The organism is Acetobacter vaccinii (genome assembly GCF_008365315.1).
Lineage (GTDB): Bacteria > Pseudomonadota > Alphaproteobacteria > Acetobacterales > Acetobacteraceae > Acetobacter > Acetobacter vaccinii.
In genome coordinates, this window is the sequence record NZ_CP043506.1 from 942,467 (window position 1) to 968,312 (window position 25,846).

Consider the following 25,846-nt stretch of genomic DNA (forward strand, 5'->3'; position numbering starts at 1 on the left):
GAAAAAAGGCGATGCCCAGAAATTTTTATCTTTTGACCACCATAGCGGGCACCTTTTACCGGGCCCTGTTTGCATATATCGTGCAGGTTCCGCCGGGCGTGTAACGGGTGTCTGGCTCCATGCTGATTGCAATAAAGTGGCAGGTTAATGAAAAAATACGCTCTGGTATGGTGCGCCGCCCTCCCCATCGCCACGGTCGCACAGGCTGCCGATCTCCCTGCGCCACCCGACACCCAGGCCGAGGCAGCCACCTCTACGCCCGAGCCCCTGCGCTTTGTACAGCAGGACCTTAACGGATCAGGGGAACGCCCCGAACTGTGCCTGACATTCAACCAGCGGCTGGACCCGACCCAAACCCGCAGTCTGGCTGCCGCCATTACCCTCAAACCCGCAGTCCCCTACGCCCCCCATGTCAGCAACACGCAGTTCTGCCTGGGGGGGCTGGCCTATAACACCAGCTATATCCTGCGCGTTTCTACCGCATTCCATGCCGCCAATGGGACACGGCTGGACAAAGCCTATACGCTCAATGCCAGTTTTGCAGACCGTACACCCTCCGTCGGGCTGATCGGCAACGGCTATACCCTGCCCCGGCTGACATCCAACGGGCCTGTGGTGCAAAGCGTCAATGTCAAGACCGTGCGGCTGCATGTCCTGCGCATGACACCCCATGTCGCCGCCGCACAGATTGGGGAAGGCCGTATCTCCCTCGATCAGACCAGCATGACAGGCAGCGACCTGGCCTACCTGGCCCAGAACTGGCTGACAGATGTCTGGCACGGCACCATGGCTATTGATGACCAGCACAACGTCAGCACCTCAACCGCCTTCCCACTGGCAACGGCGCTGACTGGCAAGGGGCCGGGGCTGTACCTTGTCACGGCAGAAAACGTAGCGCTTAACCCCTCCGCCAGCCCGGTAGAACTGGCCTTGCAGCCCATCCCCCCCGGCGGCAACGACAGTGCACCCTACAACCCGGCCCAGTACAACAGCTTTGCGGCCCACTGGGTGAGCCTGAGCAATCTGGGGCTGACTGCCCTGCGTGGCACGGACGGGCTGCATGTCTCAGTGCGCTCTCTGGCCACAGGCACTGGGGTTGCCGACACACAACTGGCCCTTGTCGCCCAGAGTGGTGATGTGCTGGCCAGCGCCCACACAGACAGCAACGGCAACGCCGTGTTTGCACCGGGGCTTATGCGCGGCACCAACGCCAACACGCCCCGCCAGCTTATAGCCACCCAGGGCAACGACCAGGCCATTATGGCACTGACAGGCCCCTGGTTTGACTTTTCCAGCCGTGGAGCAGAAGGCTCAGGTCAGTTTGGCATGGCGCGGGCGGTCATACAGACCGAGCGTGGCATCTACCGCCCGGGCGAAACAGTAAATGCCCTTGTTCTGCTGCGGGACAAGACCGGACATGCTCTGACACACCAGCCGCTTACTGTCGTCCTGCGCCGCTCTGACGGGCAGAAGGACAGCACCCGCACCCTGACACAGGACCAGGACGGCGGTTATACGCTGCAACTGCCGGTCAGCCGGTCAGCACCGGCCGGGCCATGGCGGATTGAGGTCATGCTCGACCCGACGTCCGCCCCCCTTGCGGCAACGTCCTTTCAGGTAGCCGACTTCACACCCCAGACTCTGACAGCCACCCTCAAGGCACCCGACCAGGCCGTGTCCGACCAGCCGATGGATGTGCAGGTTGCTGCCAACTTCCTGTACGGCGCACCCGCCAGCGACCTGCGCGTGGAAGGGGAATGGCGGCTGGTGCCAAACCCCACCCCCCTGCCTGCTTACAAGGACTGGGTCTTTGGCTACGCGACCGAAACCCTGCCCGATAGTTCCGGCAACCTGGACTTCCCCCCGACCGATGCTAAGGGCAACACCCTCGCCACGGTGCCTGTCAGCCTGCCACCGGGGCTGACACAGCGGCTGGCCATTGCCCTGACAGCCCGGGTTATTGAACCCTCCGGCCACCCCATCACCAAGATGCTGACTGTCCCCCTCCGCCGCACGACCCCGCTGATCGGACTGCACGTGGCCCCGACCAGCACGGAGGATACCCAGACAGCCGTGCCTGTCAGCATTGTCACCCTCAACCCCAATGGCACGCAGCCCGTACCCCTGTCCGGCCTGCGCTGGACACTCAGCCGGGTCAACTCCGTCTATGACTGGGCGCATGTTGACGGGCGGTGGGAATTTCATGAGCATCAGGTGGATGTGCCTGTTACGTCAGGCAGCCTGACCACCGACAAGGCAGGACGCGGCACCCTGAGCCCGTCACTCGACTGGGGCAGCTACCGCCTGTCGGTCGATGACCCGGCCAGCGGAGCAGGCACCTCCACCGTGCTGCATGTCGGCTGGGCCGCAACTACGGGTGACACCACGCCCGACGCCCTGCCTGTCAGTGTACGCGACCACGCCATAGCCCCCGGCGGCAGCACCGTGCTGCATATTCCCGCCGGGCTGGACGGGGTGGCCGACATTACCTTTGCAACCGACCATGTACTGTCCACCCAGAGCGTGACCGTACCCAAGGATGGGGTGGATATTCCTGTAACCGCCGGGACGGACTGGGGGGTGGGCGCCTACGCGCTAGTTACCCTGCACCGCCCGCTGTCCGGGCCACGCCGCCCGCATGACCCTGTGCGGGCCGTAGGCATTGCCTGGATTGGTATCAACCAGGACCCACACCATCTGAGCGTGACACTCGGCGGCCCCGATACCATACGGCCCCGGCAACAGGTCACCATTCCGGTGGATGTGCATGGCGGGCCCGGTGCCCCGGCGGGGCAGACCGTGTCCCTGACACTGGCCGCAGTGGACGAGGGTATTCTGGCCCTGACGCATTACAACCAGACCAACCTGTTTGACACCCTATTTGGCAAACCTGCCCTTGGGGTGGACATGCGCGACACCTACGGCACCCTGCTACTGGACATGGCTGCCGCAGGCCGTATCCGCGAAGGGGGTGATGATGGTGAGGGCGAAGGCGGGGCCGATATTACCACTGCCCGCAGCGTATCGCTGTTCTCTGGGCCGGTCACGCTGGACGCCCACGGCCATGGACAGGTCACGCTGGATATTCCTGACTTTGAGGGCGCACTCCGCCTGATGGCCTCCGCCTGGTCGCAGGACGGGGTGGGAGACGCCCGGCGCGACATCACCGTACGTGACCCTGTTTTTCCCGACCTCGCACTGCCACGCTTTATTGCCCCTGGCGACACGGCCCAGCCCCTGCTGTCCATTGTGAATACAGATGGTCAGGCCGGCACCTACACCGCCCACCTGACAGTGAGCGGCCCGCTCCAGATCAGCGGCCCCAGCAGCCTGACAACAGAGTTAAAACCCGGTGAACGCAAAAGCGCCCGCGTCAGCCTGAACGCCACGGCAGAGGGCGAAGGCCACCTCCATCTGGTGCTGACACGCGCAGGCTCAAACACCGCCCTGCTAACCCGCGACTGGGTGCTGACATCGCGCGCAGGGCATGCTCCCTTTACCACCACCCACGCTCTGGCCCTGCCCGCAGGTGCCAGCGCCACCGTGGACCCCACATGGCTGAACGGTATTGCCCCCTCCAGCCTGCGGGCCACACTTGGTTTTTCCGCCGCCAAAGGGATCGACACCGTCGCGCTGCTGGAAACGCTCAACACCACACCCTGGGGGGATTCCCAAACTCTGGCAGCCATCGCACGCCCCCTGCTGTCGCTTAAAAACCCGACCCTGAGCGGCCCCGGTGCCTCGCCCGCAACACTGCATGCGCAAGTGCAGGCTACAGTGGATACCCTGCTGAACCGGCAGAACGCCGCAGGCCGCTTTGGCCTGACCCGGCTGGATGACGGACAGGGACTACCAGAAACGCAAGATTACATCACCGACTTTCTGACCCGCGCCAAAACGGCAGGATATGCCGTGCCCGAGAACAGGCTGCGCCTTGCGCTGGACCTGATCGAAAGCACCCAGTTGCAGGCTGGCACGCAGGATCAGACTGACGACACGTCCACCTCATCAGAAGACGCAGCCAACCGCGCCAGCCAGATTGCATCCGACAGGGCAACCAAGGCTTACGCCGCCTATATTCTGGCAAGAGCGGGCCGCCTGCACCCGCAGATTGTGCGGGATATGGCGCAGAGCATTGCCCAGCACCCTGATGGTGCAGGCTTCTCCCTCATCTGGGCGGACTCCCCGGTTGCCAACACGCTGGCCACACCTGTGGCCATAGGCCACATTGCCACAGCACAGGCCCTTGATGACGCGGCCAGCACAGGCCCTCTGTCACCCGACACTCTGTATGACGCGGCCATTGCCGCCCTTGGTCCGGTGCTTAAAGGCCCGCCACCGGCTGACAGCCTGCTCTACTGGGCGCATGTCCGTGACCTGACAGGGTTGATGCCCCTGACAGCCGAAGGCCATGACGAAGCCCGCACACAGGCTCTGGCTGACCGCTATGCCCAGCTGTCCATCGACCCCGGCCAACTGGATGCCCCGGAAAAAGCCGCCCTGCTGGAAACAGTCGCAGCCCTGAATGCCGACATGCCTGGCCGCAGCCTGAGCCTGAACGGTCAGGCGGAACCTGCCCTGACAACGCACCTGCCCTCGGCCCGTGTAGTCAGCGCCACACAGGTCAAGAAAGGGCTGACAGTCAGCAATACCGGCACACGGCCGCTTTATGGCACCCTGACCGTGCGCGGTGTACCCTCCGGCGCGGTTGCAAGCCAGGCGGCAGGGCTGAGCATCTCGGTCCGCTATACCACCCTGTCGGGCGAGCCGCTGGATGTAACACACCTTAAGCAGAACGACCGTTTTGTCGTGATTATCAAAGGGGCCCCACAGGCACCGGGGCTCCAGCGTCTGGGGCTGCTGCACATGCTCCCCGCTGGATGGGGGGTGGAGAGTGTCCTGTCCACAAACAGCAACGGCTATGACTTTACCGGCCCGCTGTCCGAGACCCTGTCCACCACCTTCCAGGCCGATCGGCTGGTCGCGCTGGTGGCGGTCAACCCCACGTCGGACGAAACCAACCAGCGCAGCTTCACCATCGCCTACATTGCCCGCGCAACCATGCCCGGCCACTATATCCGGCCGGAAACACTGGTACAGGTGATGGGTCGCCCCGCCATCATGGCACGGTCGGCCTCTGGCATTACGGATATCAGCCCTCCGTGATGGGGCGCGGCCTGTGGCGGCGACACGCCGTGCGGGCAGGATTGGCCGGAGCATGTCTGGCCAGCCTGCTGGCCGGGGCCGCCCTGCTGGACCACCTGCTACCCCCCGACATGGCCCGCGTGCGCAGCTTTGCCCTGATCCTGCAAGCGCGGGATGGTACGGTGCTGGACGGGCGCACCAGCCACGACGGCACCTGGCGGCTGCCCACCCAGAGCAAGCAGGTGGACCCCACCTATCTGGCCCTGCTGCTGCAAACAGAAGACAGGCGTTTTGCCTGGCACCCTGGCATAGACCCGCTATCCCTGACCAGAGCCGCGTGGCAGTTGCTGACCCACGGCCATATTGTCTCGGGCGGGTCCACGCTGGCCATGCAAGCCTCGCGCCTGTTAATGCCGCACCCGCATACATGGGGCGGCAAGCTGGCCGACCTGTTGCGCGCCCTGCAATTAGAATGGCGCTATGGCCACACCGGCACGCTGGACCTGTACCTGACACTGACCCCCGAAGGGGGCAATATCGAGGGCATACGTGCGGCGTCCTTGCTGTATTTCGGGCATGAACCAGCCCATCTTTCCCCCGCCGAAGCTGCGCTGCTGGTAGCCCTGCCACGCAAGCCTGCCGCTTTCCGCCCCGACCGGCACCCCCAGGCGCTGCTGGCTGCAGCCCAGGGCGTGCTATCCCACGCCCAGCAGCCTCTGCCCGCCCTCTGGCCCCACCCCACCACAGGCCCACACCCGCATGACGCGCCCGAGGTGCTGGCCTTTCTCTGGGGCAATGGCCGCCGTGACACCGTACATTCCACTCTGGATGCCGCCCAGCAGCGCACAATCCGCGCCCTGCTCACCCGTGATCTGCCCCCACGCCACGGCACTCTGGCAGCCCTTGTGGCCAACCATGAGCATGAAATAACCACCTGGGTGGGGGGGAGCGAACATAGCTGCCCAAGCTGTGCGATCGACATGGTGCTGGCCCCACGCTCACCCGGATCAGCACTCAAACCCCTTATTTATGGCATGGCGCTGGATGCAGGCTGGCTGACCCCTACCACACGCCTGCGCGATTCCCGCATGGCCGTAGGGGACTATGCCCCGCATGACTATGGCCACACGTTCTATGGTGAAACCACAGCCGCGCGGGCGTTGCAGCTTTCCCTCAATATCCCTGCCATTCTGGTCTTGCAGAAAATCGGGGCGGCGACCTTCCGCGACCATCTGGCCCGCTGCGGCGTGGTCCTGCGCCTGCCCGACGCAACCGCCACCCCAAGTCTGGCTCTGGCCCTTGGGGGAGAGGCCGTAACCCTGCGCGAACTGGTCACGCTCTATGCCGCCATCGACCACGCAGGCACCGTTGCCCCGCTGGTGCTGGACCACACCGCACCTCCTCCGCCCCCCATGGACACCCGCTTTGCCAGCCCCCGCGCCACGGCTGACCTGCGCGCCATCCTGCGCGGGACACACCCCCCGGCAGGCACAAGCTGGCATGATGTCGCCTTTAAAACCGGAACGTCCTACGGTGGGCGCGATGCCTGGGCCATGGCCACCACTGGCCGCTGGACTGTAGGTGTCTGGGCAGGCCGGCCCGATGGCACCGCAACGCCTGGCCTGACCGGCCGGGGTGTGGCCGGGCCTGTACTGGGCAGGATCATCACCCTGCTCCAGCCCCCGGCCCCCATCCCCACCACATTGGCTGTGGCCCCCACGCACCTTAACACGGCGGCGCTGTCCACCGCCCTGCACCGCATGGCCACTGTGGCCGGGCCGCAGATTATTACCCCGGCAAACGGTGCAGAACTGGAAAATAGCCCTGACCCGGCCCACGCCAGCCCCATCGGACTGGAAGCCGCAGGTGGGGTGCCACCCTATCGCTGGTATGTGAACGGCACGCCTGTCAGCGTACCACCGGGGGCCAGTGCAGCCTGGCTGCCCGATGGGCCGGGCTTTACACACATCAGCGTAACCGATGCCCAAGGATTGAGCGCCCAGGCAACAATCCGCATCCGCGACGCCGACCCCACCCTATGACCGCACCTGCGGACCTATGGTACGCATTGACTTTCCGGCGGGGCTATCGGCATTATCAGGCAGGCAATGGACTCTGCCTGACTTTCATACCCGAAAGTCGAACCGCCTTACGGGCTGATGATTCCTACCCCGCAAACCACGCGCGAGGGAGGAGTGTACCAACAGCCATGCGCCCCACCACCCCGACCATAACACACAGCCACCCACACCCGGACTCTGTCCGGGCTACATGCCCTGCTGGCAGGAGCCCGTGCATGCGTATTCTCTCCATTCTTGACACTCTGGAGACAGCCCCGTTCATCCTTGAGACAACCAGCGCTCTGGCTGACCGGCTTGGCTGTGGCAGCGTGCGCCTGCTGCACCCCGCCCCTGCCAGCAACCCGGACTTTCAAAGCCCTGACGAAGGCATGCCCGGCCCGCAGGCGCAGGCCCGTTTTGCCCAAAATGTTACAGCCCAGACAACAGCCCTGCATACCCTGTGCCAGAACTGGATGGCCACTTCTGGCCATGCCCGTATCAGCCACTGGGCCACAGGCCAGGAGGATAATATCCGCGCCCTTGTCGCAACAGAAGCCGCCAGTGCGGACCTTGTCGTGCTCAGCCGCCCCCGTGCGACCGACCCGGCCTCCGTCAGCCAGGCCTTCTCCGGTGCCCTGTACGATGCCAAGGCCGCAGTCGTGGTGGCCCCCTTGCAGTCCTACCCCACCATGGGCAGCCACCCCATCGTGGCCTGGAAAGCGTCGGACATGCTGGACCGTGCGCTGGAACACGCCATGCCCCTGCTGGAAAAAGCAGCCACAGTCACAATCCTGATCGGGGAGCGGCAGGCGGGGGAGGAAGCCACCCCAACACTGGCCCAGACCCTGCGCCAGAAAGGGGTTGCCGTGACCATCCAACGGTTTGTGATAACCAGCCGGACAGAGGTGGGCGAGCAGATACGCGCTCAGGCCCTGTCCGCCGGGGGTGACCTGCTGGTCATGGGCGCCTATAGCCAGCCGCATTTTCTGGAGTGGCTGTTTGGCGGCCCTACGCGCGACATTCTGCGCCACGGCACGCTGCCCATTCTGACACACCACTGACCCCTGGACAGAAGACCGATACAGACCATGCCTGCACCACTCATCCCCTCCCTCCTCATCGGCCTTGCCGGGGCCTGTGGCACGCTTTTACGCTACTGGCTGGGGCTGGCCACCGTACGCTGGAGCCAGGTACTGCCGTGGGGCACCATCCTGATCAACGTAACCGGGTCGTTCGCGATTGCCTTTTTTGGCACGCTGACGGCGGCCGGGGGCAGGCTGCCCATGTCGGAAACCAGCAGGCTTGTGTTCATGGTCGGGCTGTGCGGAGGATACACCACGTTTTCCTCCTTCAGCCTCCAGACCCTCGACCTTCTGAAAAACGGCTTCCCCGGTCGGGCACTGCTGAACATTGGCCTGTCTGTCATGCTGTGCATGGTCAGTGTCGCGGCGGGGTCCATGCTGGCGCAGGGTATCAACGCCAGCCAGCCCCACGATGGCTGAGAACAGGCCATCAATCAGGAGCATTTGCGCCTACGCCATTATGAGGATGGCGTAGGCCAATCCTTTATATAATCTTGATAATGTATTAAAAAATTCGTCATCAGACCACTGCCGGAACATTTTGAAAACTGCTATACGGGTATTGTAGCGTCTTTTCTGACCTCCTGGCCGTATTTAGGGCCGGGGCGTCCTGCTTTAGCTATAGTGTACCTGATGATCATGATTACGCTTCCTGTATTTTTGGAAAGGCCTGTTTAAATGACTTTCGGGAAAGCCTTGCTGTGTACAGGACGATTGGAAACATGGTCAGGCTCCGAAATGGTGCTTCTGGAATTTGGCGAGGCCCTTCAGGCTCAGGGCTTTGAAGTTGATATTTACGCCCACAATATTGCCGCTGACCTGGCAACCGTATTTGCCCAGAAAAACCTGACATTCAAAACAGCCAATACAATAAACCTTAAAAATTATCGGCTTATTTATACACAACTCAACGCCCTTACTGCACTGATGTCGGAAGATGACATAGGCTTTATGTGCGAAAACGGCTTTCCGTGCATTATCTACGGCCATCTTTCTCCCTTTGTCGATATGGAAGCCCCGCTCTCCCGGCTGGAAGCGGCCATCAACACCTTTATTGTGGCCAATAGTCAGGAAACAAAGCAGCGTCTGATCAGCTTTGGCTATAAAGACAAGGACGTGCTGGTTGTCCCCAATCCCACGCGCCATACCTACAAGAACAGCCAGAAAACGATTACAGATTTCAAGAACGTTGCCATTATCTCCAACCATGTTCCTCCAGAACTGCTGGAAGCCCGGGCACTGCTTGAAAATGATGGCCTTGTCGTGGATATTATTGGCGCACAAGGCACACAGCAACAGGTGACCCCTGAACTGCTGAATGCTTATGACGGCATTATTACCATCGGCAAAACGGTCCAGATGGCGTTGCTGTCAAAGCTGCCTGTTTACTGTTACGACCATTTTGGTGGTCCGGGCTGGCTGACCCCACAGAATTTTGAGAAGGCGGCAGACTTCAATTTTTCCGGGCGTGGGTTCTCGGCCAAGAAAACTGCGGATGATATTTATACAGAAATAAAAAATTTTACTGTAGAAAACTTCAACACCACACGCAGTCTCTACAATAACCTTGGAAAATATTCCTTCCGCAACTGGGTTGTCCTGCTCAAGCGCTTTCTGGTGCAGTATGAACCCGTCAAGCGGCGTAATGTCCAGACACTCCTCCAATACTGCCGTCTGGACAGAAGCCTGAGCGTTATTTGCATGCAGGCTTTCCAGTTCTTCTACGAAAGCAACGTTATCTATCAACGTCATGTAAAAATCATCGAGGACCAGAGCACCCATATTCAGGCCCTCACTCACTCAGTTGCCGATAAAGACCGATAGTGTTGAAAAACTCATGGTGAAGAGTGAAAGTGTTGCCAAGCCACTTCGACATAAGTGCAGCTTTCTTGCCTCAGGTGGATAAGGCAGGCGCTCCGGGAGGTATCAGTTTCGCCATTTTGCGGAGATTTTGAGCAGCTGCGGCGAGATGGAACTCATCACGGGCACCGTTTGGTCCTCTGAGCCTCAACCGATCGATCTTCAAAATGCGCTTGAGGTGAGCAAACAGCATTTCAACCTTCTTTCGTTCTCGTCTGGAGATAATATAGGCGTCGGTTAAAGCAATGTCGCGGGCCATATCACGAGCGCCTTCATGAATAGAGCGCAGAACCTTACGATTGGGCTGATTGGGGCAGCATTTTGGTTTGAGAGTGCATACGTCGCACGCCAGTTTCGACGAACGGTATCGAAGTAGGTTGTCGGGAGGGGCATTTGGTTGATCCGAGTTGATCTTGCGCCACTGCTGCTTCAGTTGCTGTCCTCCAGGACAGATGTAAAGATCGTGCACGTGGTCATATGTGAAATCTCGACGTTCGAAAGTCCCGTCCTGCCGGGCAGATTTGTCGAAGACCGGAATGTGAGGTTCGATGCCACGCTCATGAACCAGCCACGCAAGATTTTCAGCGGATCCATAAGCTGTATCCGCCGCAAGCCTTTCGGGCCATATTCCAAATGTTTCCTGCGTACGCTCTATCATTCGGCGTTGCGCCGTAACCTCGGCCTGCCGGATGGCTGTCGTGGTTTCTACATCCATGATGACAGCCGATTTAAGGTCGATGAGGTAATTTGTGCAGTAGGCATAATAAGCAAGGCCACCGCTTGCAGCGTTCCAACGTGCCGCAGGATCGACCGGAGAGATATATTTTGGTTGCACGGGCGTAGCAGACCCAAATGCAGCATCGTCCAGCACCGAGAAATACTCCCGCACAGCACGTTGGGCTGCCTCGATCGGCAGTTTATCTGGGCCCGGAACACTACGCTGCCGATTAGCGTCAGCCTTGATCGTGCTGGCATCGACCGCAAAGCCTTCACCGCCCACCAGTCCCTTGGCGATACACTGCCGGACGGTCATTTCGAACATTTGGCGAAGCAGATCACTCTCCCGGAAGCGTCCGTGCCGGTTTTTCGAGAATGTCGAATGATCAGGCACAGGGCCGTTGAGACCAAGGCCACAGAACCACCGGTAGGCCAGGTTAAGATGGACTTCTTCACATAGCCGTCGCTCGGATCGAATACCCATCACGTAGCCAACGATTAACATCCTGATGATCAGCTCGGGATCGATTGAAGGCCGTCCCGTGCCGCTGTAAAATGGACGAAGATGCTCACGCAGGCCGTCCAGATCGACAAAGCGATCAATTGAACGCAAAAGATGGCCAGCTGGCACATGGTCTTCAAGACGGAACTCGTAGAACAGTGCCTCCTGTATTTTCGTTCGATCACCCATCATTTGCAGGTTCCTCCTGCGAAGAGTGAATCAGTGCTTCACTCTCAAAGCAAGCGCGACTTTTTCAACACTATCGACCAACGGCTGACAGAGCACGACAGCACCATTGCCCTCCTGCACACCCACATTGCCGACAGAGACCAGTGGGTGGCAGAACGCGATGCCACCATCACGCTCCTGCACACCTACATCGCAGACAGGGACCAATGGATTGCTGAACGGGATGGCGTGATTGCTCACCTGCACGGGCAGATCCAGGAGCGAAACCAATGGGTGGCGGAACGGGATGCCTCCATCACCCTCCTGCAAACCCAGGTTACAGACAGGGACAAATGGGTGGCGGAGCGCGACAGCACGGTTGCCCTCATGCGCACATATATCAACGACCGGGAAAGACTGGTGGCCGAACGCGACAGCGCCATTGACCTCCTGCGCGGGCAGGTCGCAGACCGGGACCAGTGGGTCACGGAGCGCGACGCCACCATAAGCCAGATGCACACCTACGTCAGCGACAGGGACAGGTGGATTGCGGAGCGTGACAACACCATAACCCTTTTGCATACGCATATTGAAAACCGGGACAAATGGATTGTTGACCGCAACAACACCATCACCCAGTTGCGCACCCATATTGACGAGCGGGAAACATGGGTTGCGGAACGCGACCATACCATCTCCCTCATGCGTGCGCAGATTGAAGAACGAAACCAGCGGGTAGCAGAGCGCGATAACACCATCACCCACTTGCAGGCCCAGACCGCAGAACAGCAACAATGCATTGCGGAACGGGATGCCACCATCATACAGCTCCAAACCAGACGCGGGGGCCTGTCGCGCCTTATGGGCCACTAAAACCCCTTAACCCAAAAGCACGGGCGTAAAACCACTACTGGCGGCACCTCCATGGCCGCCAGCACCATGGGTACAATCCCTCCCGCCCATACAGCCGCCATCCCTGTAAACAGCCCTGACAGCACTGCGCGCCACGCCGCCTCCCGTTCAGGTTCACGTCAGCTTTGGCTGGTATCACTCTCGCTCACGGCATGGAGGGCTTGGGCAGACATGGGCAGGACGAGGCACAGCAACATGCGCGGGAACTGTCTGGCCGTGCCACAAAGCGGCTGGAGAGCAGTCCACCTGCCATGACCCGCCTGCACCTGCTGGGGGTTGCCCTGCTCTACGCCATACCCTCCATGGCCTGGGCCGATACGCCGGGCCTGCCCCCTGTTCTGACACTCGACGCCAGCGCGGTCGGGAATGAAGGCATTACCACCACAACTGTTACAACCGGTGCGCTGGCACCCGTCCTGTCCGTCATGGCCCGTGTCATGCCCGATACCAGCCGGGTGGTGCATATTCACCCCGCCGGTTACGGCAAGGTGTTGGTCGTGCTGGTGCAGCCAGGGCAGCGTGTACGCAAAGGGGCTGCGCTGCTGCGCTATCAGGACCACGCCCTGCATAGTGCGCGCCTGCAAGCCACCCAGACCCAGGCCGCCCTGAAAGCCGCGCTGGCCACCCGGAGTGAGGCCGCAGGCGCGGTGCAACGGGCCAGACAACTGCTCGGCCAGACCATCCCGCTGGCCGAGTTACACCGGCGGGAAGCCACCCTTGCCCAAGCCCAGGCGCAGGTAGAGGCCCGACAGGCGGAATCCGGCACACTGACCCACCGCTTTGCCGAGGAGTTCAACTCCCCCTCCGAACAGGATGGGCAGGATGAAACCTCAACCCTGATTTCCCCCGTCGATGGCGTGGTGCAGGCGCTGGACACGGCGCTGGCGGCGGATCTGACACCAGCCATGGATGTCGCAACCGTAGCCGACCTGTCCACCGTATGGATTGTTGCGGACATTCCACCCGACCAGGCAGCACACCTGCAACCCGGTGGAGAGCAGAAAACCCACACGGCACAGGGGCCGGTTGTCTCCCACATCGACACGGTGGGTGCCGCCGCCAACCCGTTGACCGGGCTGGTCCGGGTCATCAGCCGCGTCCCCAACCCCACCGGCCAGTTGATACCCGGCATGGTGCTGGATGCAGACGTGCAGGAGCAGGATGCCACACCCGGCCTGCTGGTGCCCTCCGAGGCCATACAGACCCTGAACGGGCAGGACATCGTGTTCATCCGGCAGTCAGCAACACAATACCGCCCGGTCCCTGTGCGTGTGGGGGTCGATACCGGGGACAGGGCCGTTGTGCATGGCGCGCTGAAAGACGGTGATCAGGTTGTCGGCCACGGCAGCTTTGCCCTTAAATCCATGATCGGCCTTGCCGGGCTGGATGCTGACTGATGCGGGCGTATCTTCAGGCTCTGTTGCAGGCCCGCCTGCTGGTGCTGGGGGGGCTGTGCCTGCTGCTGGTAGCGGGCCTGCTGGTGGCCATGGGCCTGCCGGTGGAGGCCGTGCCTGACATCTCGCCCCGGCAGGTGCTTGTCTCGGTCGTGGCCCCCGGCCTTGCTACGGAAGAAGTAGAAAAACTCATCACCTTTCCGGTCGAGGCCAGCATGACTGGTATCCCCGGCATGACCGACCTGCGCTCCGTCTCACGCGGGGGGGTCTCGGTGGTTTATGTCCAGTTTGATGACACGACAGACATCAACCTCGACCGCACCCGTGTTAACGAGCGTATCCAGCAGGCGCGGGCCAATATTGCCGTGCCGGGTATTTCCGTCAGCATGGGGCCGCTGGCTACTGGCATGGGCGAGATCATGCAGTTCCAGATCAAGGGACCGGGGCGGTCTCTGACGGACCTCAACCGGATCATGAACTGGACCGTGGTGCCGCAGTTACGGCTTGTGCCCGGTGTGGTGGATGTCAACGTCAACGGCGGGGCGGAGGAAACCTACGAAGTCACGCTGGATCAGGCCCGGCTGGTTGCCAGCGGCCTGAGCGTGGGAGATGTCTACCGCGCGGTGGACAGCAACAACGGGGCCTCCGGCGGGGGGTGGATTACCCACCATGCCGAGCAGCAGAGTGTTGTTGGCCGGGGGCTAGTCAATAGTCTGGCCGACTTTGGTGCCATTGCCGTACGCACCAACCCCGATGGCTCCACCCTGCGCCTGCGGGATCTGGGGCGTGTTGGCATAGGGGCACGCACACGCCTTGGTGCTGCCACCCGCGATGGGCAGGGGGAAATTGTAACAGGCGTGGTGATGATGGAAAGCGGTGCCAGTTCCAACACCACACTAGCCGCCATCAATCAGGTATTGCCCGCCCTGCGTCAGGCTCTGCCACCGGGTGTTACGCTCGACCCCTATTACACCCGCGCCACCCTGACCGGGCGGACCATAGCCACCGTGCGCGACAATCTGGCCCTGGGGGCCTTACTGGTCGTAGGGGTGCTGATTGTTGTTATCGGCAGTTGGCAGGCAGCCCTGGTCATTGCCTCGGTCATCCCTGCGGCGTTGATCTGCGCCATGGCGAGCATGCGCCAGTTTGGTATTTCGGCCAATCTGCTCAGCCTTGGGGCAATCGACTTTGGCATGATTGTCGATGGCTCGCTTGTGGTGGTGGAGCATATTCTGTCACGGCGGGAGGAGGAACCCCAGGCCCCCTTTGTCCCTCTTGTCATCTCGGCGGTGCAGCAGGTCATGCGCCCGGTTGGCTTTGCCATTCTGGTGATCATCATGGTCTATCTGCCTGTGCTGACCTTGCAGGGGATAGAAGGGCACATGTTCCGCCCCATGGCGCAGACCGTTATCATGGCGCTGCTGGCATCGCTCGCTTACTGTTTCATCTGTATTCCTGCCCTGGCGGTACTGGCGCTGCGGCATGTGCGCCCGGTAGGGGATACACGGCTGATTGCCCTGCTGCGCCGCCCTTACACCACACTCGTCCGCTGGGGGGAAAACCACCCCCGCACCCTGTTTAGCGGTGTTCTTGCAGCTCTGGCGCTGTCCGCCGTACTGGCCACACGGCTTGGCGGGGAGTTCATTCCCCAGTTGGAAGAAGGCGCGCTGGCTGTCATGACCACCCGCCTGCCCTCTGCCTCGCTCGACACGGCGCTAACAACCACCACACGGCTGGAACAGATCCTGCGCCGCTTCCCTGAAGTACGAACTGTTGTCAGCACAACTGGCACCTCCGCCATCCCGACCGACCCGATGGGCGTGAACGAGACCGACAGCTTCATTTTCCTCAACGATCCTTCAACTTGGACAACCGCCCATAGCCAGGCCGAGCTTGTTACCATTCTGGACAGCACCCTGCGGCGTGAACTGCCCGACGCCCTGTACGCATGGAGCCAACCCGTGCAGATGCGTATGGACGACCTGCTGTCGGGCGTGCGGACCCAGATTGCCGTCTCCATCTTCGGGGATGACCTGTCCACACTGGCGACACTGGGCGACAAGGTGGCGCTGGCCATAGCCGCCGTGCCGGGTGCCGCCGATGTCGCCCCTGCGGGTGATGGCACCGTGCCCCTTGTGGTGGTGGATATTGACCGCACCCAGGCCGCCAGCCGCAATGTTGCGCAACAGGATATTCTGGACACTGTCGAGGCCGTCGGCGGGCATATCGGGCGGCCTGTGATTATGGGCAACGCCATGATCAGCACCCAGATACGGCTTGACCCCCGGCAGGCAGGGTCTGCCACAGCCATCGGGGCATTGCGGGTGCGGCGTCAGGACGGGCTGGGGTATGTCATGCTGTCACAGGTCGCGCATGTGCATGTGGTCGATGGCCCGCCACGCATAAGCCGCGACAAGGTGCACCGCCGCATGGTGGTGCAGGCCAATGTGCGTGGGCGCGATCTGGCCTCCTTCGTCGCGCAGGCGCAGGACCGTGTGGCGCACACCGTGCCCCTGCCCGCTGGATACACGATTGAATGGGACGGCCAGTTCCGTAATCTGCAATCCGCCATGCAACGGCTGGCCGTTGTGCTGCCTGTAGCACTGGGGCTTATTTTTGCCCTACTGGTCGTGGCCTTTGGTGCCCTGCGCCCTGCCCTGCTGGTCTTTATCAACCTGCCTGTGGCGGCAACCGGGGGCGTGCTGGCGTTAAGCCTGCGGGGTATGCCGTTCAGCATTTCGGCCGGTATTGGTTTTATCGCGCTCTTTGGGGTGGCTATTCTGAACGGGGTTGTGCTGGTCAGCGCCATTACCACGTTACGCGCACAGGGCATGCGCGTCGCCCAGGCTGCGTTTGCAGCGGCGGAATCGCGCTTTCGGCCGGTTATGGCGACAGCCCTTGTTGCCAGTGTCGGGTTTTTTCCCATGGCGTTTTCACAAAGTGCCGGGGCCGAGGTGGAACGCCCGCTGGCCAGTGTGGTAATCGGGGGGCTGGTGTCCTCCACCTTGTTGACGCTACTGGTTCTGCCATCGCTTTATGCCCGTATCATGCGCGAGAAGGACCAGCCCTGATGCGTATCCTCATTATTGAAGATGAACCCGACTTGGGGGCCGCCATGCAGGAGCGGGTGCGTCTGGACGGGCACGCCGTAGACTGGTTCACCACGCTGGAGGACGCCCGCGCAGCTCTGGCTGCCGTGTCCTACGATTTCATGCTGCTGGACCTTGGCCTGCCCGATGGCAACGGCCGCGACCTGCTACGCGAAGCCCGCAGGGCCACGCCCAGTATGGCTATTCTGATCACCACGGCGGAAGACCAGATCAGCGACAGGATTGCGGGCCTGTCCGATGGTGCGGACGACTATATTGTCAAACCCTTTGACCTGAACGAACTGGTTGCCCGCATTGCCGCCGTCGCACGCCGGTATGCCACCCCCCACACACAGACCCAGCGCAACCTTGGCGACATTACCATCGACCGGGAAAGCCGCACCGTGTCCCGCAACGGGCAGACACTGGACCTGACCGCGCGTGAGTGGGCGATTATGGAGCTTCTGTCACGCAGCCCCGGGCGCATTTACTCCCGCACCCAGATCGACACCGCCCTGTATGCGCTGGACCATGATGTTGGCAGCAATACAATAGAAGTTTTTATAAGCCGCCTGCGCCGCAAACTGGGCAGCCCGGTCATACGGACCATCCGTGGCCGTGGATACTGCCTGGATGACAGACCCACACCATGAAGCGCTGGAGCCTATCCACCCGCATTGTCAGCGGTGTGATGATGGTCGTGGTCCTGGGCCTGCTGGTGCTGGGGGTCGCGGTCGGGGGCTTTACCCGCTACGAGGTGACAGAGCGGCTGGACAATTCGTTACAGGAAGTTGCTGAGCGTTTGCAGGCTTTTGTAGCAGCCCGCCTGCATGATGCCCCCTCGGCCGTGGCGTGGCTGCCAGAGGTCGGCCCCCGCACACTGGCCTATCAGGTACTGGACGCGGCGGGGGCTGTTGTCCTGCGATCCCAGAACGCCCCTGACACCCCATTTGTGCGCAGTGGGCAGACCGGCTTTGCCAATGCCCCCCATTTCAGGGTGTATGTGGCGGCCCCGACAGCAGGCCAGTACCGCGTGCTGGTCGGTGAACCCACCTTCCACCGGCGGGAGGCTGTCTGGCGGGCAATGGTGATATCCATTGTACCCATGGTGCTTTTTCTGCCCGTGCTCTGGTGTCTTGTGCGCCTGATTGTCCGCCGCGCCCTACGCCCGCTGGACCGGCTGCAGGATGAAATGCGTGCCCGCGGCAGCGGCAACCTCCAGCCCATTCCCCCACTAGCCCTGCCCGACGAACTGGTGCCTGTGCAGCAGGCAGTCAACACCCTGCTGGCCCGGCTTGAAACGGCCCTGTCCACCGAGCGGGCCTTTGCCGCCAGCGCCGCGCACGAACTCCGCAACCCGCTAGCCGCCCTACAGGCACAGGTGCAAATGCTGGGCCGCCTGCTGCCTGAAGGATCGGGGCTGGAAGAACGCGTGACCATTATAACCCAGCGCACCCACAGCCTTGGCCGTACCGTGGAAAAACTGCTGCAATTCTCACGCGCTACCTCAGGCATAGCCTTCCGCCGCGACCGTTTTGACCTTCTGCCCATCCTGCGTGTTCTGGTCGATGATATGACCTACACAACCCAGAACGCCCGCAGCATTGCCATAACAACCCATGGTATCGAACAGTTTTTTATCCATGGGGATATGGATGCAACGGGTATTCTGATCCGCAACCTGCTGGAAAACGCCCTGCTCCATGGTAACGCCACAGCACCCATCCACATCATCATCAGTGCTGATGGCAGCATGGATGTGACCAATGACTGCCCCGCCCTGCCCCCTGCAACGCTGGCCCGACTGACAAGCCCTTTCGTGCGTGGTGGAGCCACAGCCCATGGCAGCGGCCTGGGTCTGGCCATTGCCAGCAGTATTGCCACCCAGATGGACACCACACTGCACCTGCGCTCCCCCCTTGCCGGGTCGGACCGTGGATTTGGTGCCTGCCTGCGCTTTCCCGCTGTCGATATGACACCCGCCACGGGCTGATTGTTGTACCGCTCTTTCTGTCAGTCATATTCTAATCAAGAAGTTTTTATTATTCTCACAGTCGGCTCAACAGCCCGACCTTTCTATAGCCTGCGCGGCATCAGCCTGTATTACATTAGAAAGAGCCTCTTTGGTTAAATATTTTTTCTCATACTTAGCCGACAGTTCTTACAATCAGGGCTATAAGTGTCTGTCTTGATCCCTCACGGATTTCCGCGCCAGATACTGGAAAGACTATTTTATGAGATACCTTTATTTACCAATACTCCTTGCATTTCTGAGTGTTATAAAAACAGCGCAGGCAGCCGCACCGTCCTATGATTCTTATAAGGCGTGGTTGGTAAGCTGCGACAATACCCTGACCTGTGAGGCCAAAGGGTTTTTAAACGACGAGAGCACCATAGCCGGAAATACACAGATAAACGGCAGGGTTGACCTGCGCTTTATCCGCAACGCCGGGCCAGACGGCAGGACTGAAGCACGGCTGAGTGCCGGGTTTCCCTTTGGCCTGACAGACCTGAAAGTGGACGCCAAACCACTGGTGCTGACCCCCTCTGCATGGCAACTCAAGACACAGGATGGCAATACCGTCCTCTCGACCAGACAGCCAGCAGCCATTGCCGCCTTGCTGACCCAGTTGCGTGACGGAACCATGCTGCACGTCAGGGACGATGGCGTGCCATTGAGTGGGCTCAAAGCCGCTCTGCTACGCATGGATGACAAACAGGGGAGAATAGATGGGGTAACGGCCCTGATCCGCCAAGGACCCAAACCGGCCAGCACAGTCCCCCCTGCCCCCCTAACGCCTTCTATACCGCCCGCTCATGCAACTCCCTCTCTGCCCCTGAATGAGCAGACACACCTGCTGGAATTGACAAGAACCACCCAGGCAGCACTCATCAAAAAATATGACTGTGAAAACCTTTCTAAGGAACAGGATGATTTACTGCTGACAGGCGCTTACACGCTGGATCACAATCACGCACTTGTCCTGATCGGGTGCGCAATGGGGGCATACCAGGGAACATCCCTGGCCTTTGTCGTCTCGCGCACAGGCAAAGGCCAAGCACGGCCTGCCTCTCTCCCGCGCCCTGTCCTGAGCAAAGAGGACTCCAGACAGAATGATAACACCCTTACAGGCCCTGACTTGGACAAAGCGACAGGCACACTGACTGAGTTTGCCAAGGGCCGGGGGCTGTCTGATTGTGGCACGTCTTCCTCATGGCGTTGGGACGGTCACGGTTTTGCACTCACGGCTATGACCTTTCAGTCCGCCTGCGGTGGCAGCCTGCCCAGCGACTGGCCAACCCTTTACCGATCCACGAAACAGAAAGCACCGTAAGCACTGTTTCAAAACCAGACAGGGGTTTTGTGCCGTCTCTTTTAAAAAGAGACGGCATGCCCGGTAGCTGGGGCATAGTCTGCGCAGTTCCATGATGATCACATGGAACCGCTGACACAAAGCACGTTATTTTTTTAAAATAGCTTCCATGAAAATACCATTTCAGGACTGGACTGCGTGGCGCACAACATCAGCCAGCACAAGGGCATGCGTGTGGGCTGTGTCATGGGCTGCATACAACAGGGTTAACGGGCCCTTGCGGGCAAGGTCACACAGGGTCTGGACGGCGGCACTGTCCTGCACCAGTTCCTGCCGGTACCGCTGCCCGAACTCAGTCCACCGTGCCGGGTCATGCCCGAACCAGTGTCGCAGGTCGGGGCTGGGGGCGGCCTCTTTCAACCACAGGTCCATGACAAGATCGGTCTTGCGCACCCCACGGGGCCAGAGCCTGTCAACCAGAACGCGGGTGCCATCCTCTGGTGAGACCGCGTCATAAACCCGTTTTATCCTGATATCGACCATACCGCCCTGCCATTCCGAGGTGTACCGTTTTTCCTGCCGGGCAGGAAAAACGGATACTTATGAAACGCCTGAACGCCGTTCTGGTTCAGACCACCAGTTCCGGGTCTGCGGCAGAACCAAAGAACTCGTAACGGATCTGGGCTGCGGGCAGGTTTTCCTCACGCAGGGCACGGACCATATCGCGCATAAAGGAATCCGGGCCGCAGATATAATATGTTGCCGTACGGTCCAGTGTCTGGCGTAGCCAGTCGGTGCTGATACGCCCCGCATGCCAGTTAATACCCGCGACCGGCGTATTCTGCGGGTCCGTGCCCTGGGACAGAAACACATCGGCCCGCACATGGCCCTGAGCAGCCTGAGCGCTCAGGTCAGGCAGGAACGGCACCGCCGCCCCATCATGCGCACCATAAACAAACCGTACGGAACGAGAGTTGTCCGTCTGAGCCAGAGCCGCCAGCATGGACAGGGCGGGGGTCAGCCCGACACCCGCTGTCAGCAGGACAACCGGCCCCTGCACTGCGGTATCAAGCACAAAATCCCCCGCCGGGTTGGCAGCCAGCAGGCTATCGCCTTCATGCACGCTGTCATGCAGCCAGGGTGACACCACGCCCCCGTCTGCCCGACGGACAGTAATACGGTAATGGTCTGCCCCCGGTGCCGAAGAAATGCTGTAATTGCGCCTTTGCGGACCATGACCGGGAATATCCAGCCGGAAGCTGAGGTACTGGCCGGGCTTATGCCGGGCCAGAGCCCCGCCATCGGCTGCCACCAGTTCGAACGAGACAATATCCGGGGTCTGGACCGTGCGGGCACGCACACGCAGCGCACGCCAGCCTTTCCAGCCGCCGGGCGTATTTTCGTGCTCAGTATAAATTTGCCCTTCCCGACCGATCAGGATATCGGCAAGAAACCAGTAGGCTTTTCCCCAGGCGTCCAGAATTTCCGGTGTCGCGGCATCCCCCAGCACATGGCTGATCGCACCCAGCAGGGCGTCGGCCACATAGGGGTAGTGCTCGGGCAGAATGTTCAGCCCGACGTGCTTTTCCGCAATACGTTCAACCATGCCCCCCAGCGCATCAAGCTTGTCGATGTGTTGGGCATAGGCCAGCACAGCCAGCGCCAGCGCTTTAGGCTGCTCGCCATCCTTCTGGTGCGACATGTTGAACAGATCGCGGATTTCCGGGTTGGCCAGCAGGCGCGAGTACATTTCCGTCGTAATCGCCACGCCGTGTGCTTTCAGGGCAGGCACTGTCGCGAGGATGATGGAGCGGGCGGATTCATCAAGGGGAGCAGCCATGGGACTCTGATCCTTTAAGGTATATATTTCATACACCTTTTCGGAGGAGTTGGAAAAACTGTCAAGAGGGGGCATCTTCCTGTCATGAAACTGACACTGCAAACCGACTATGCCCTGCGCGCATTGATGTATCTTGGTGTTCGGACAGACCGGCTGTCCTCCATCCGGGACATTGCGACCACCTATGGCATTTCAGAAGCCCATATGGTCAAGGTCATCCACCGGCTGGGCCTGGGCGGGTTTGTTGACACCATTCGGGGCCGCAATGGCGGGGTCAGGCTGAACCGCCCGGCGGAAGATATCCGACTGGGGGCCGTCGTGCGTTACATGGAAGAGGACATGGCCCTGCTGGCCTGCATGGCCCGGCAGGACCAGACCACCACCCAGCAACAGCCCTCCCTGTGCGTGCTGATGCCCGCCTGCCGCCTGCGCGGCGTGCTGGCAGAGGCGCTGGACGCCATGGTGAGTGTGCTGGACCGCCACACACTGGCCGATGTCATTACCCCGTTTGAAAGACAGCGCCTGTCAGCCCCCATCCCAAAACCGGATGAACCACAAAGCAGGAAATAAAAATTATATCTTTATTCTACGGTTTTACGATAATGCCATACAATCCACACACCCCTTGGGTACAGGGCAACACGGGCCAGACATCCCCCCTGCACGCACAATAAACCCTTGGACAGCGGCCCCCACCTATGGCTAGGGTCTGCCCCATTCTGCCACATCCGAGCGTGTACCCTGCCATGACCGAGCGTTTTGCCCCTTCCACCCAACGCTGGCGCAGCCTCCTGCGGCCAGAACGTCTTTCCGGCCAGGGCCGCTACCGCGCCCTGCTTGTCGCCCTTGGGGGCGGGGTTGGGGTGGGCCTGACCTTTGCGTTGGGAAAACTGTTTGTACCCGCAAGCCTGCCTGCCATTGTGGCCCCCATCGGGGCCTCTGCCGTGCTGGTCTTTGCCGTACCGGCAAGCCCGCTAGCCACTCCGCGGGCCGTTGTGCTGGGTAATACCCTGTCGGCGGCAGTCGGGGTCGGGGTCGGCCTGCTGGCCGGGGCTGGCCCCCTGGCCGCAACACTGGCGCTGTTTCTGGCCCTGGCGGTTATGGCGGCCACCCGTTGCCTGCACCCACCCGGCGGGGCTGCGGCACTGACCGGGGTTCTGGTCTCCCCCATGCTGCCAGCCCTGCCCATGGCCCTGGCTTTTCCGTTACTGCCCGTTGCCCTTAACTCCATCATGCTGGTGCTATGCGGGATTGGCTTCCACCGCCTGACCGGGCACAGCTACCCCCATCAGGCCGCCCCGGCACGCCCACCCGAAACCCCGCAGCCTGCCATTCGCACCGATGATATTGCCGCAGCTCTGGCCGAACTGGACGAAGTTTACGACATCGCCCCCGAGGATTTGGAAAAAGTACTGGCTCTGGCCAGCACACACGCAACCCGCCGTACCCAAACCCGCCGCTAAACGCAGAACACACCCCCGCTCCATCATATTTACAAACACCCCCCCTCATGGGACCGTACCGGGATCGTAACCCTTATGGATTGATACCCATGAAACGCATGTTCATGATTGCAGGTCTTCTGCTGGCTGGCGGCACAGCCCACGCTGCCGGGCAGGTCTATACTGGCTCTTTTGAAGGTGGCAGCGGCCAGCTTGAACTCAACGGCAAGACAGCTACCCTGTCCATGGGGTCATCAAACTGCATGGGCATGCTGGGGCACGCCCCGTTCGTGCGCAATGGCAATACGATTGAAATCACACAGCCCAGCAAAAGCCATGGTCCTGCCTGCCACGTCAAGCTGACGGTCAAGGGCAACAAGGTCATCAACAGTCAGGAAGAAAACTGTTCCGAATGGCACGGCGCAAGCTGTTCCTTCAACGGCTGATACCGTGGGCGTGGTACAATGCCACGCCCTCTGCCGCACCACATACTGCATGGCCATGTGATGCGGCACGCCTCCTGCATGAGAGGCAGATAACCCCAGACCACCCTTTGCAAAAGAATTTTGGTTTTTGAGGGTTTTTGAAAATTTACAGAGCAACCTACTGCTCTACTGTTGAAAAAAACCTGCCAAATTCAAACCCAATGACCCACGCTGGTATGGTATACCTGCGGCTCACACTGACCACGCCCCAAGAGAGCCTATGCTGCGGGGGTTTCATCCACTGCACGGGGGCGGCCATCCGGCCCAAGAGCAACAAATGTAAAGCGCCCGTGGGTGACCTTCTGACGGATGGATGTACGGCGCACACGCCGCACGGCTTCCACCTCGATCGTAATGGACGTGCGCCCGACCTTGAGGATGCGGGTATAAACATTCAGCTCATCCCCCACCGTCATGGGACGATGGAAGACAAGCCCATCAATCGCCACTGTCGCGCATTTACAGCCTGCCCTGTCCTCGGCCGCGGTGCTGGCTGCAAGGTCCATGTGCGAGGCAACCCACCCCCCAAAAACATCGCCTGCGGCATTGGTGTCGCGCCGCATGGCCACCACCCGGACGGCAAGATTGCCATCGTTGGTCCAGGCGCTTTGTTCCGTATCGGCCACAGTCGATGCTCCCCATAAGTTGGTAGCACACACGCTAGCGTAATCAGCGCCGTGAAACCAATAACGCCCGCATGAGCAGGACAGATTTTCCTGCCCGCCAAACAGCGGATGCCGGGCGACACTACGCGCCCGCGAAGGGTCAGGGGATCATACCTGACAGTTTGGCATATTCATGCGGTGGCAGACCATACAGAACATCCACCCCGTCGGTCCTGTCGGCCATGCTCAGGCAGATTTCATCCAGTGTAGCTTTGTACAGGGCCTGCAAATCCCGCAGGGCGGCATAAGGGTCCTTGATAAAATTCTTGTGCTGATAAAAGGTCTGGTTATCGTTGATATGCAGCGGAAAATACGGATAGGAAATTGGAATATATTCCGACCTTTCCTTAAGATTTCCGACAATACCACCTGCCATGATATGTTTTTGCAGATTGTCGCCTTCCTTCATCAACCGGGGCCAGGCATCCCGCGCGTGGGAATAGGAGGCCAGCTTGTGCTTTAACGCCTCCACCCCACCCAGATGGGTAAAGTGCCACCCGGCATCGGGCAGGATAAACTGCTCCCCCTCCCCCGCCAGCACAGTGTCGAGACCGCTGCGGTCCCAGCGGAACTGGGCAATATGGTCTATTCTGCCCAAAAACCTGTTGGTCACGGCATACGCGGCCCGCCAGCCATCGGGGGCCTGACGCAGGTTCATGTAAAACTGGAACATAGGCATATCAAAAATGGCAATGCCCTGTAGCCCCCGCACACGCTCTATACTGCTGGCCCGCAGGATTTCATCAGCATCGGAAATAATAAACACATCATCATCCGCCGCCTGTGCCGCCACCTTTAACAGGGAGTGGCGCTGGTGGTACTCCCGCTCAAAAGGGTCATGGTGGTCGGGCATGTCATCGACAATGCAATGGATGATCTTGTCGCGGTAACGCTCATAACGCTGGCTGTTTTCAAGAAAAAACAGAGGTTTGGGGCGGCCCATGAAATCTGTTGTGGATTCACTGATAACAAAAAAATCAACCGCCTCGTATTCCTGACTCATCTTGATATCAAGAATGTCCAGCTCATTGAAAAACGGAAAACAATTATAGACCTTAGACATGCCCCTGCCTTGCGCGCATCACTCGTCCGGCGGGAAGCCTAGGCTGTTTGGGTATCTATTCTGTTTATTTTTGCCAAGATCAGGAAAAAACCTGCCCCGGCCAACCTG

General features: G+C 60.5%; 19 protein-coding genes and 1 riboswitch. Of the genes, 14 read left to right on the plus strand and 5 right to left on the minus strand.

Going from position 1 to position 25,846, the window contains the following annotated elements; all coding sequences use genetic code 11:
* Positions 1-147 precede the first annotated feature (147 nt).
* From FLP30_RS04145 to FLP30_RS04165, 5 genes are all read left to right on the plus strand, one after another.
* Positions 148-5,166: an alpha-2-macroglobulin family protein gene (locus FLP30_RS04145; protein WP_149278710.1), complete on the plus strand. Its 5,019-nt coding sequence runs from the start codon at positions 148-150 to the stop codon at positions 5,164-5,166.
* Positions 5,166-7,187, plus strand: coding sequence for a transglycosylase domain-containing protein (locus tag FLP30_RS04150; protein ID WP_246856620.1), 2,022 nt, complete (start codon positions 5,166-5,168; stop codon positions 7,185-7,187). The genes FLP30_RS04145 and FLP30_RS04150 overlap by 1 nt, the downstream gene beginning before the upstream one ends.
* A 53-nt stretch (positions 7,188-7,240) precedes the next feature.
* Positions 7,241-7,321, plus strand: a riboswitch (Fluoride riboswitch).
* A 120-nt stretch (positions 7,322-7,441) separates the two neighbouring features.
* Positions 7,442-8,266: a universal stress protein gene (locus FLP30_RS04155; protein ID WP_149278712.1), complete on the plus strand. Its 825-nt coding sequence runs from the start codon at positions 7,442-7,444 to the stop codon at positions 8,264-8,266.
* 27 nt (positions 8,267-8,293) lie between these two features.
* A complete protein-coding gene (crcB, locus tag FLP30_RS04160; protein WP_149278713.1) occupies positions 8,294-8,707 on the plus strand; it encodes a fluoride efflux transporter CrcB in 414 nt (137 codons plus the stop codon).
* 258 nt (positions 8,708-8,965) lie between these two features.
* The gene (locus tag FLP30_RS04165) at positions 8,966-10,111 is read left to right on the plus strand and encodes a glycosyltransferase family protein (protein WP_149278714.1); all 1,146 of its coding nucleotides are present in this window, start codon (positions 8,966-8,968) and stop codon (positions 10,109-10,111) included.
* A 70-nt stretch (positions 10,112-10,181) separates the two neighbouring features.
* Here the strand turns inward: FLP30_RS04165 and FLP30_RS04170 are convergent, their stop codons facing one another.
* Positions 10,182-11,558: an IS1182-like element ISGdi16 family transposase gene (locus FLP30_RS04170; RefSeq protein ID WP_149278715.1), complete on the minus strand. Its 1,377-nt coding sequence runs from the start codon at positions 11,556-11,558 to the stop codon at positions 10,182-10,184.
* Between the two features lie 30 nt (positions 11,559-11,588).
* Here FLP30_RS04170 and FLP30_RS04175 point away from each other — a divergent pair, with 30 nt between their 5' ends.
* From FLP30_RS04175 to FLP30_RS04200, 6 genes are all read left to right on the plus strand, one after another.
* Positions 11,589-12,407, plus strand: coding sequence for a hypothetical protein (locus FLP30_RS04175; protein ID WP_149278716.1), 819 nt, complete (start codon positions 11,589-11,591; stop codon positions 12,405-12,407).
* Between the two features lie 290 nt (positions 12,408-12,697).
* Positions 12,698-13,843, plus strand: coding sequence for an efflux RND transporter periplasmic adaptor subunit (locus FLP30_RS04180; RefSeq protein WP_149280209.1), 1,146 nt, complete (start codon positions 12,698-12,700; stop codon positions 13,841-13,843).
* Positions 13,840-16,911 (plus strand): efflux RND transporter permease subunit, encoded by a 3,072-nt coding sequence (locus FLP30_RS04185; protein WP_149278717.1) that lies wholly within the window; start codon positions 13,840-13,842, stop codon positions 16,909-16,911. The genes FLP30_RS04180 and FLP30_RS04185 overlap by 4 nt, the downstream gene beginning before the upstream one ends.
* Positions 16,911-17,582 carry a response regulator transcription factor gene (locus tag FLP30_RS04190; protein WP_149278718.1) on the plus strand — a complete coding sequence of 224 codons (672 nt, stop codon included), beginning with the start codon at positions 16,911-16,913 and terminating at the stop codon, positions 17,580-17,582. The genes FLP30_RS04185 and FLP30_RS04190 overlap by 1 nt, the downstream gene beginning before the upstream one ends.
* Positions 17,579-18,922, plus strand: coding sequence for a sensor histidine kinase (locus FLP30_RS04195; protein WP_149278719.1), 1,344 nt, complete (start codon positions 17,579-17,581; stop codon positions 18,920-18,922). Before FLP30_RS04190 ends, FLP30_RS04195 begins: the two co-directional genes overlap by 4 nt.
* A 337-nt stretch (positions 18,923-19,259) precedes the next feature.
* Positions 19,260-20,264: a DUF1176 domain-containing protein gene (locus tag FLP30_RS04200; RefSeq protein ID WP_168200039.1), complete on the plus strand. Its 1,005-nt coding sequence runs from the start codon at positions 19,260-19,262 to the stop codon at positions 20,262-20,264.
* A 162-nt stretch (positions 20,265-20,426) separates the two neighbouring features.
* On the opposite strand, the gene FLP30_RS04205 is transcribed toward FLP30_RS04200, so the two are convergent.
* Positions 20,427-20,786: a DUF488 domain-containing protein gene (locus tag FLP30_RS04205; protein ID WP_149278721.1), complete on the minus strand. Its 360-nt coding sequence runs from the start codon at positions 20,784-20,786 to the stop codon at positions 20,427-20,429.
* Positions 20,787-20,871: 85 nt separating this feature from the next.
* On the minus strand, positions 20,872-22,083 hold the full coding sequence (gene hmpA, locus FLP30_RS04210; protein WP_149278722.1) for an NO-inducible flavohemoprotein: 1,212 nt from the start codon (positions 22,081-22,083) through the stop codon (positions 20,872-20,874).
* 84 nt (positions 22,084-22,167) lie between these two features.
* Here hmpA and FLP30_RS04215 point away from each other — a divergent pair, with 84 nt between their 5' ends.
* From FLP30_RS04215 to FLP30_RS04225, 3 genes are all read left to right on the plus strand, one after another.
* Positions 22,168-22,653, plus strand: coding sequence for an Rrf2 family transcriptional regulator (locus tag FLP30_RS04215; RefSeq protein ID WP_149278723.1), 486 nt, complete (start codon positions 22,168-22,170; stop codon positions 22,651-22,653).
* Positions 22,654-22,781: 128 nt separating this feature from the next.
* Positions 22,782-23,546: an HPP family protein gene (locus FLP30_RS04220; protein WP_149278724.1), complete on the plus strand. Its 765-nt coding sequence runs from the start codon at positions 22,782-22,784 to the stop codon at positions 23,544-23,546.
* An 89-nt stretch (positions 23,547-23,635) separates the two neighbouring features.
* A complete protein-coding gene (locus FLP30_RS04225) occupies positions 23,636-23,971 on the plus strand; it encodes a hypothetical protein (RefSeq protein ID WP_149278725.1) in 336 nt (111 codons plus the stop codon).
* Positions 23,972-24,228: 257 nt separating this feature from the next.
* On the opposite strand, the gene FLP30_RS04230 is transcribed toward FLP30_RS04225, so the two are convergent.
* Both FLP30_RS04230 and FLP30_RS04235 read right to left on the minus strand, forming a co-directional pair.
* Entirely contained in the window at positions 24,229-24,573 is a 345-nt protein-coding gene (locus FLP30_RS04230; RefSeq protein ID WP_149280210.1) for an acyl-CoA thioesterase, read from the minus strand.
* 202 nt (positions 24,574-24,775) lie between these two features.
* Positions 24,776-25,738, minus strand: coding sequence for a glycosyltransferase family 17 protein (locus tag FLP30_RS04235; protein ID WP_149278726.1), 963 nt, complete (start codon positions 25,736-25,738; stop codon positions 24,776-24,778).
* Positions 25,739-25,846 lie beyond the last annotated feature (108 nt).

Excerpts from the sequence above, each read along its gene's own strand:
- FLP30_RS04145 (WP_149278710.1), top strand. The coding sequence starts at position 148 with ATGAAAAAATACGCTCTGGTATGGTGCGCCGCCCTCCCCATCGCCACG.
- FLP30_RS04150 (WP_246856620.1), top strand. The coding sequence starts at position 5,166 with ATGGGGCGCGGCCTGTGGCGGCGACACGCCGTGCGGGCAGGATTGGCC.
- FLP30_RS04155 (WP_149278712.1), top strand. The coding sequence starts at position 7,442 with ATGCGTATTCTCTCCATTCTTGACACTCTGGAGACAGCCCCGTTCATC.
- crcB (WP_149278713.1), top strand. The coding sequence starts at position 8,294 with ATGCCTGCACCACTCATCCCCTCCCTCCTCATCGGCCTTGCCGGGGCC.
- FLP30_RS04165 (WP_149278714.1), top strand. The coding sequence starts at position 8,966 with ATGACTTTCGGGAAAGCCTTGCTGTGTACAGGACGATTGGAAACATGG.
- FLP30_RS04170 (WP_149278715.1), bottom strand. The coding sequence starts at position 11,558 with ATGATGGGTGATCGAACGAAAATACAGGAGGCACTGTTCTACGAGTTC.
- FLP30_RS04180 (WP_149280209.1), top strand. The coding sequence starts at position 12,698 with ATGACCCGCCTGCACCTGCTGGGGGTTGCCCTGCTCTACGCCATACCC.
- FLP30_RS04190 (WP_149278718.1), top strand. The coding sequence starts at position 16,911 with ATGCGTATCCTCATTATTGAAGATGAACCCGACTTGGGGGCCGCCATG.
- FLP30_RS04195 (WP_149278719.1), top strand. The coding sequence starts at position 17,579 with ATGAAGCGCTGGAGCCTATCCACCCGCATTGTCAGCGGTGTGATGATG.
- FLP30_RS04205 (WP_149278721.1), bottom strand. The coding sequence starts at position 20,786 with ATGGTCGATATCAGGATAAAACGGGTTTATGACGCGGTCTCACCAGAG.
- hmpA (WP_149278722.1), bottom strand. The coding sequence starts at position 22,083 with ATGGCTGCTCCCCTTGATGAATCCGCCCGCTCCATCATCCTCGCGACA.
- FLP30_RS04215 (WP_149278723.1), top strand. The coding sequence starts at position 22,168 with ATGAAACTGACACTGCAAACCGACTATGCCCTGCGCGCATTGATGTAT.
- FLP30_RS04220 (WP_149278724.1), top strand. The coding sequence starts at position 22,782 with ATGGCTAGGGTCTGCCCCATTCTGCCACATCCGAGCGTGTACCCTGCC.
- FLP30_RS04225 (WP_149278725.1), top strand. The coding sequence starts at position 23,636 with ATGAAACGCATGTTCATGATTGCAGGTCTTCTGCTGGCTGGCGGCACA.
- FLP30_RS04230 (WP_149280210.1), bottom strand. The coding sequence starts at position 24,573 with ATGCGGCGCGACACCAATGCCGCAGGCGATGTTTTTGGGGGGTGGGTT.
- FLP30_RS04235 (WP_149278726.1), bottom strand. The coding sequence starts at position 25,738 with ATGTCTAAGGTCTATAATTGTTTTCCGTTTTTCAATGAGCTGGACATT.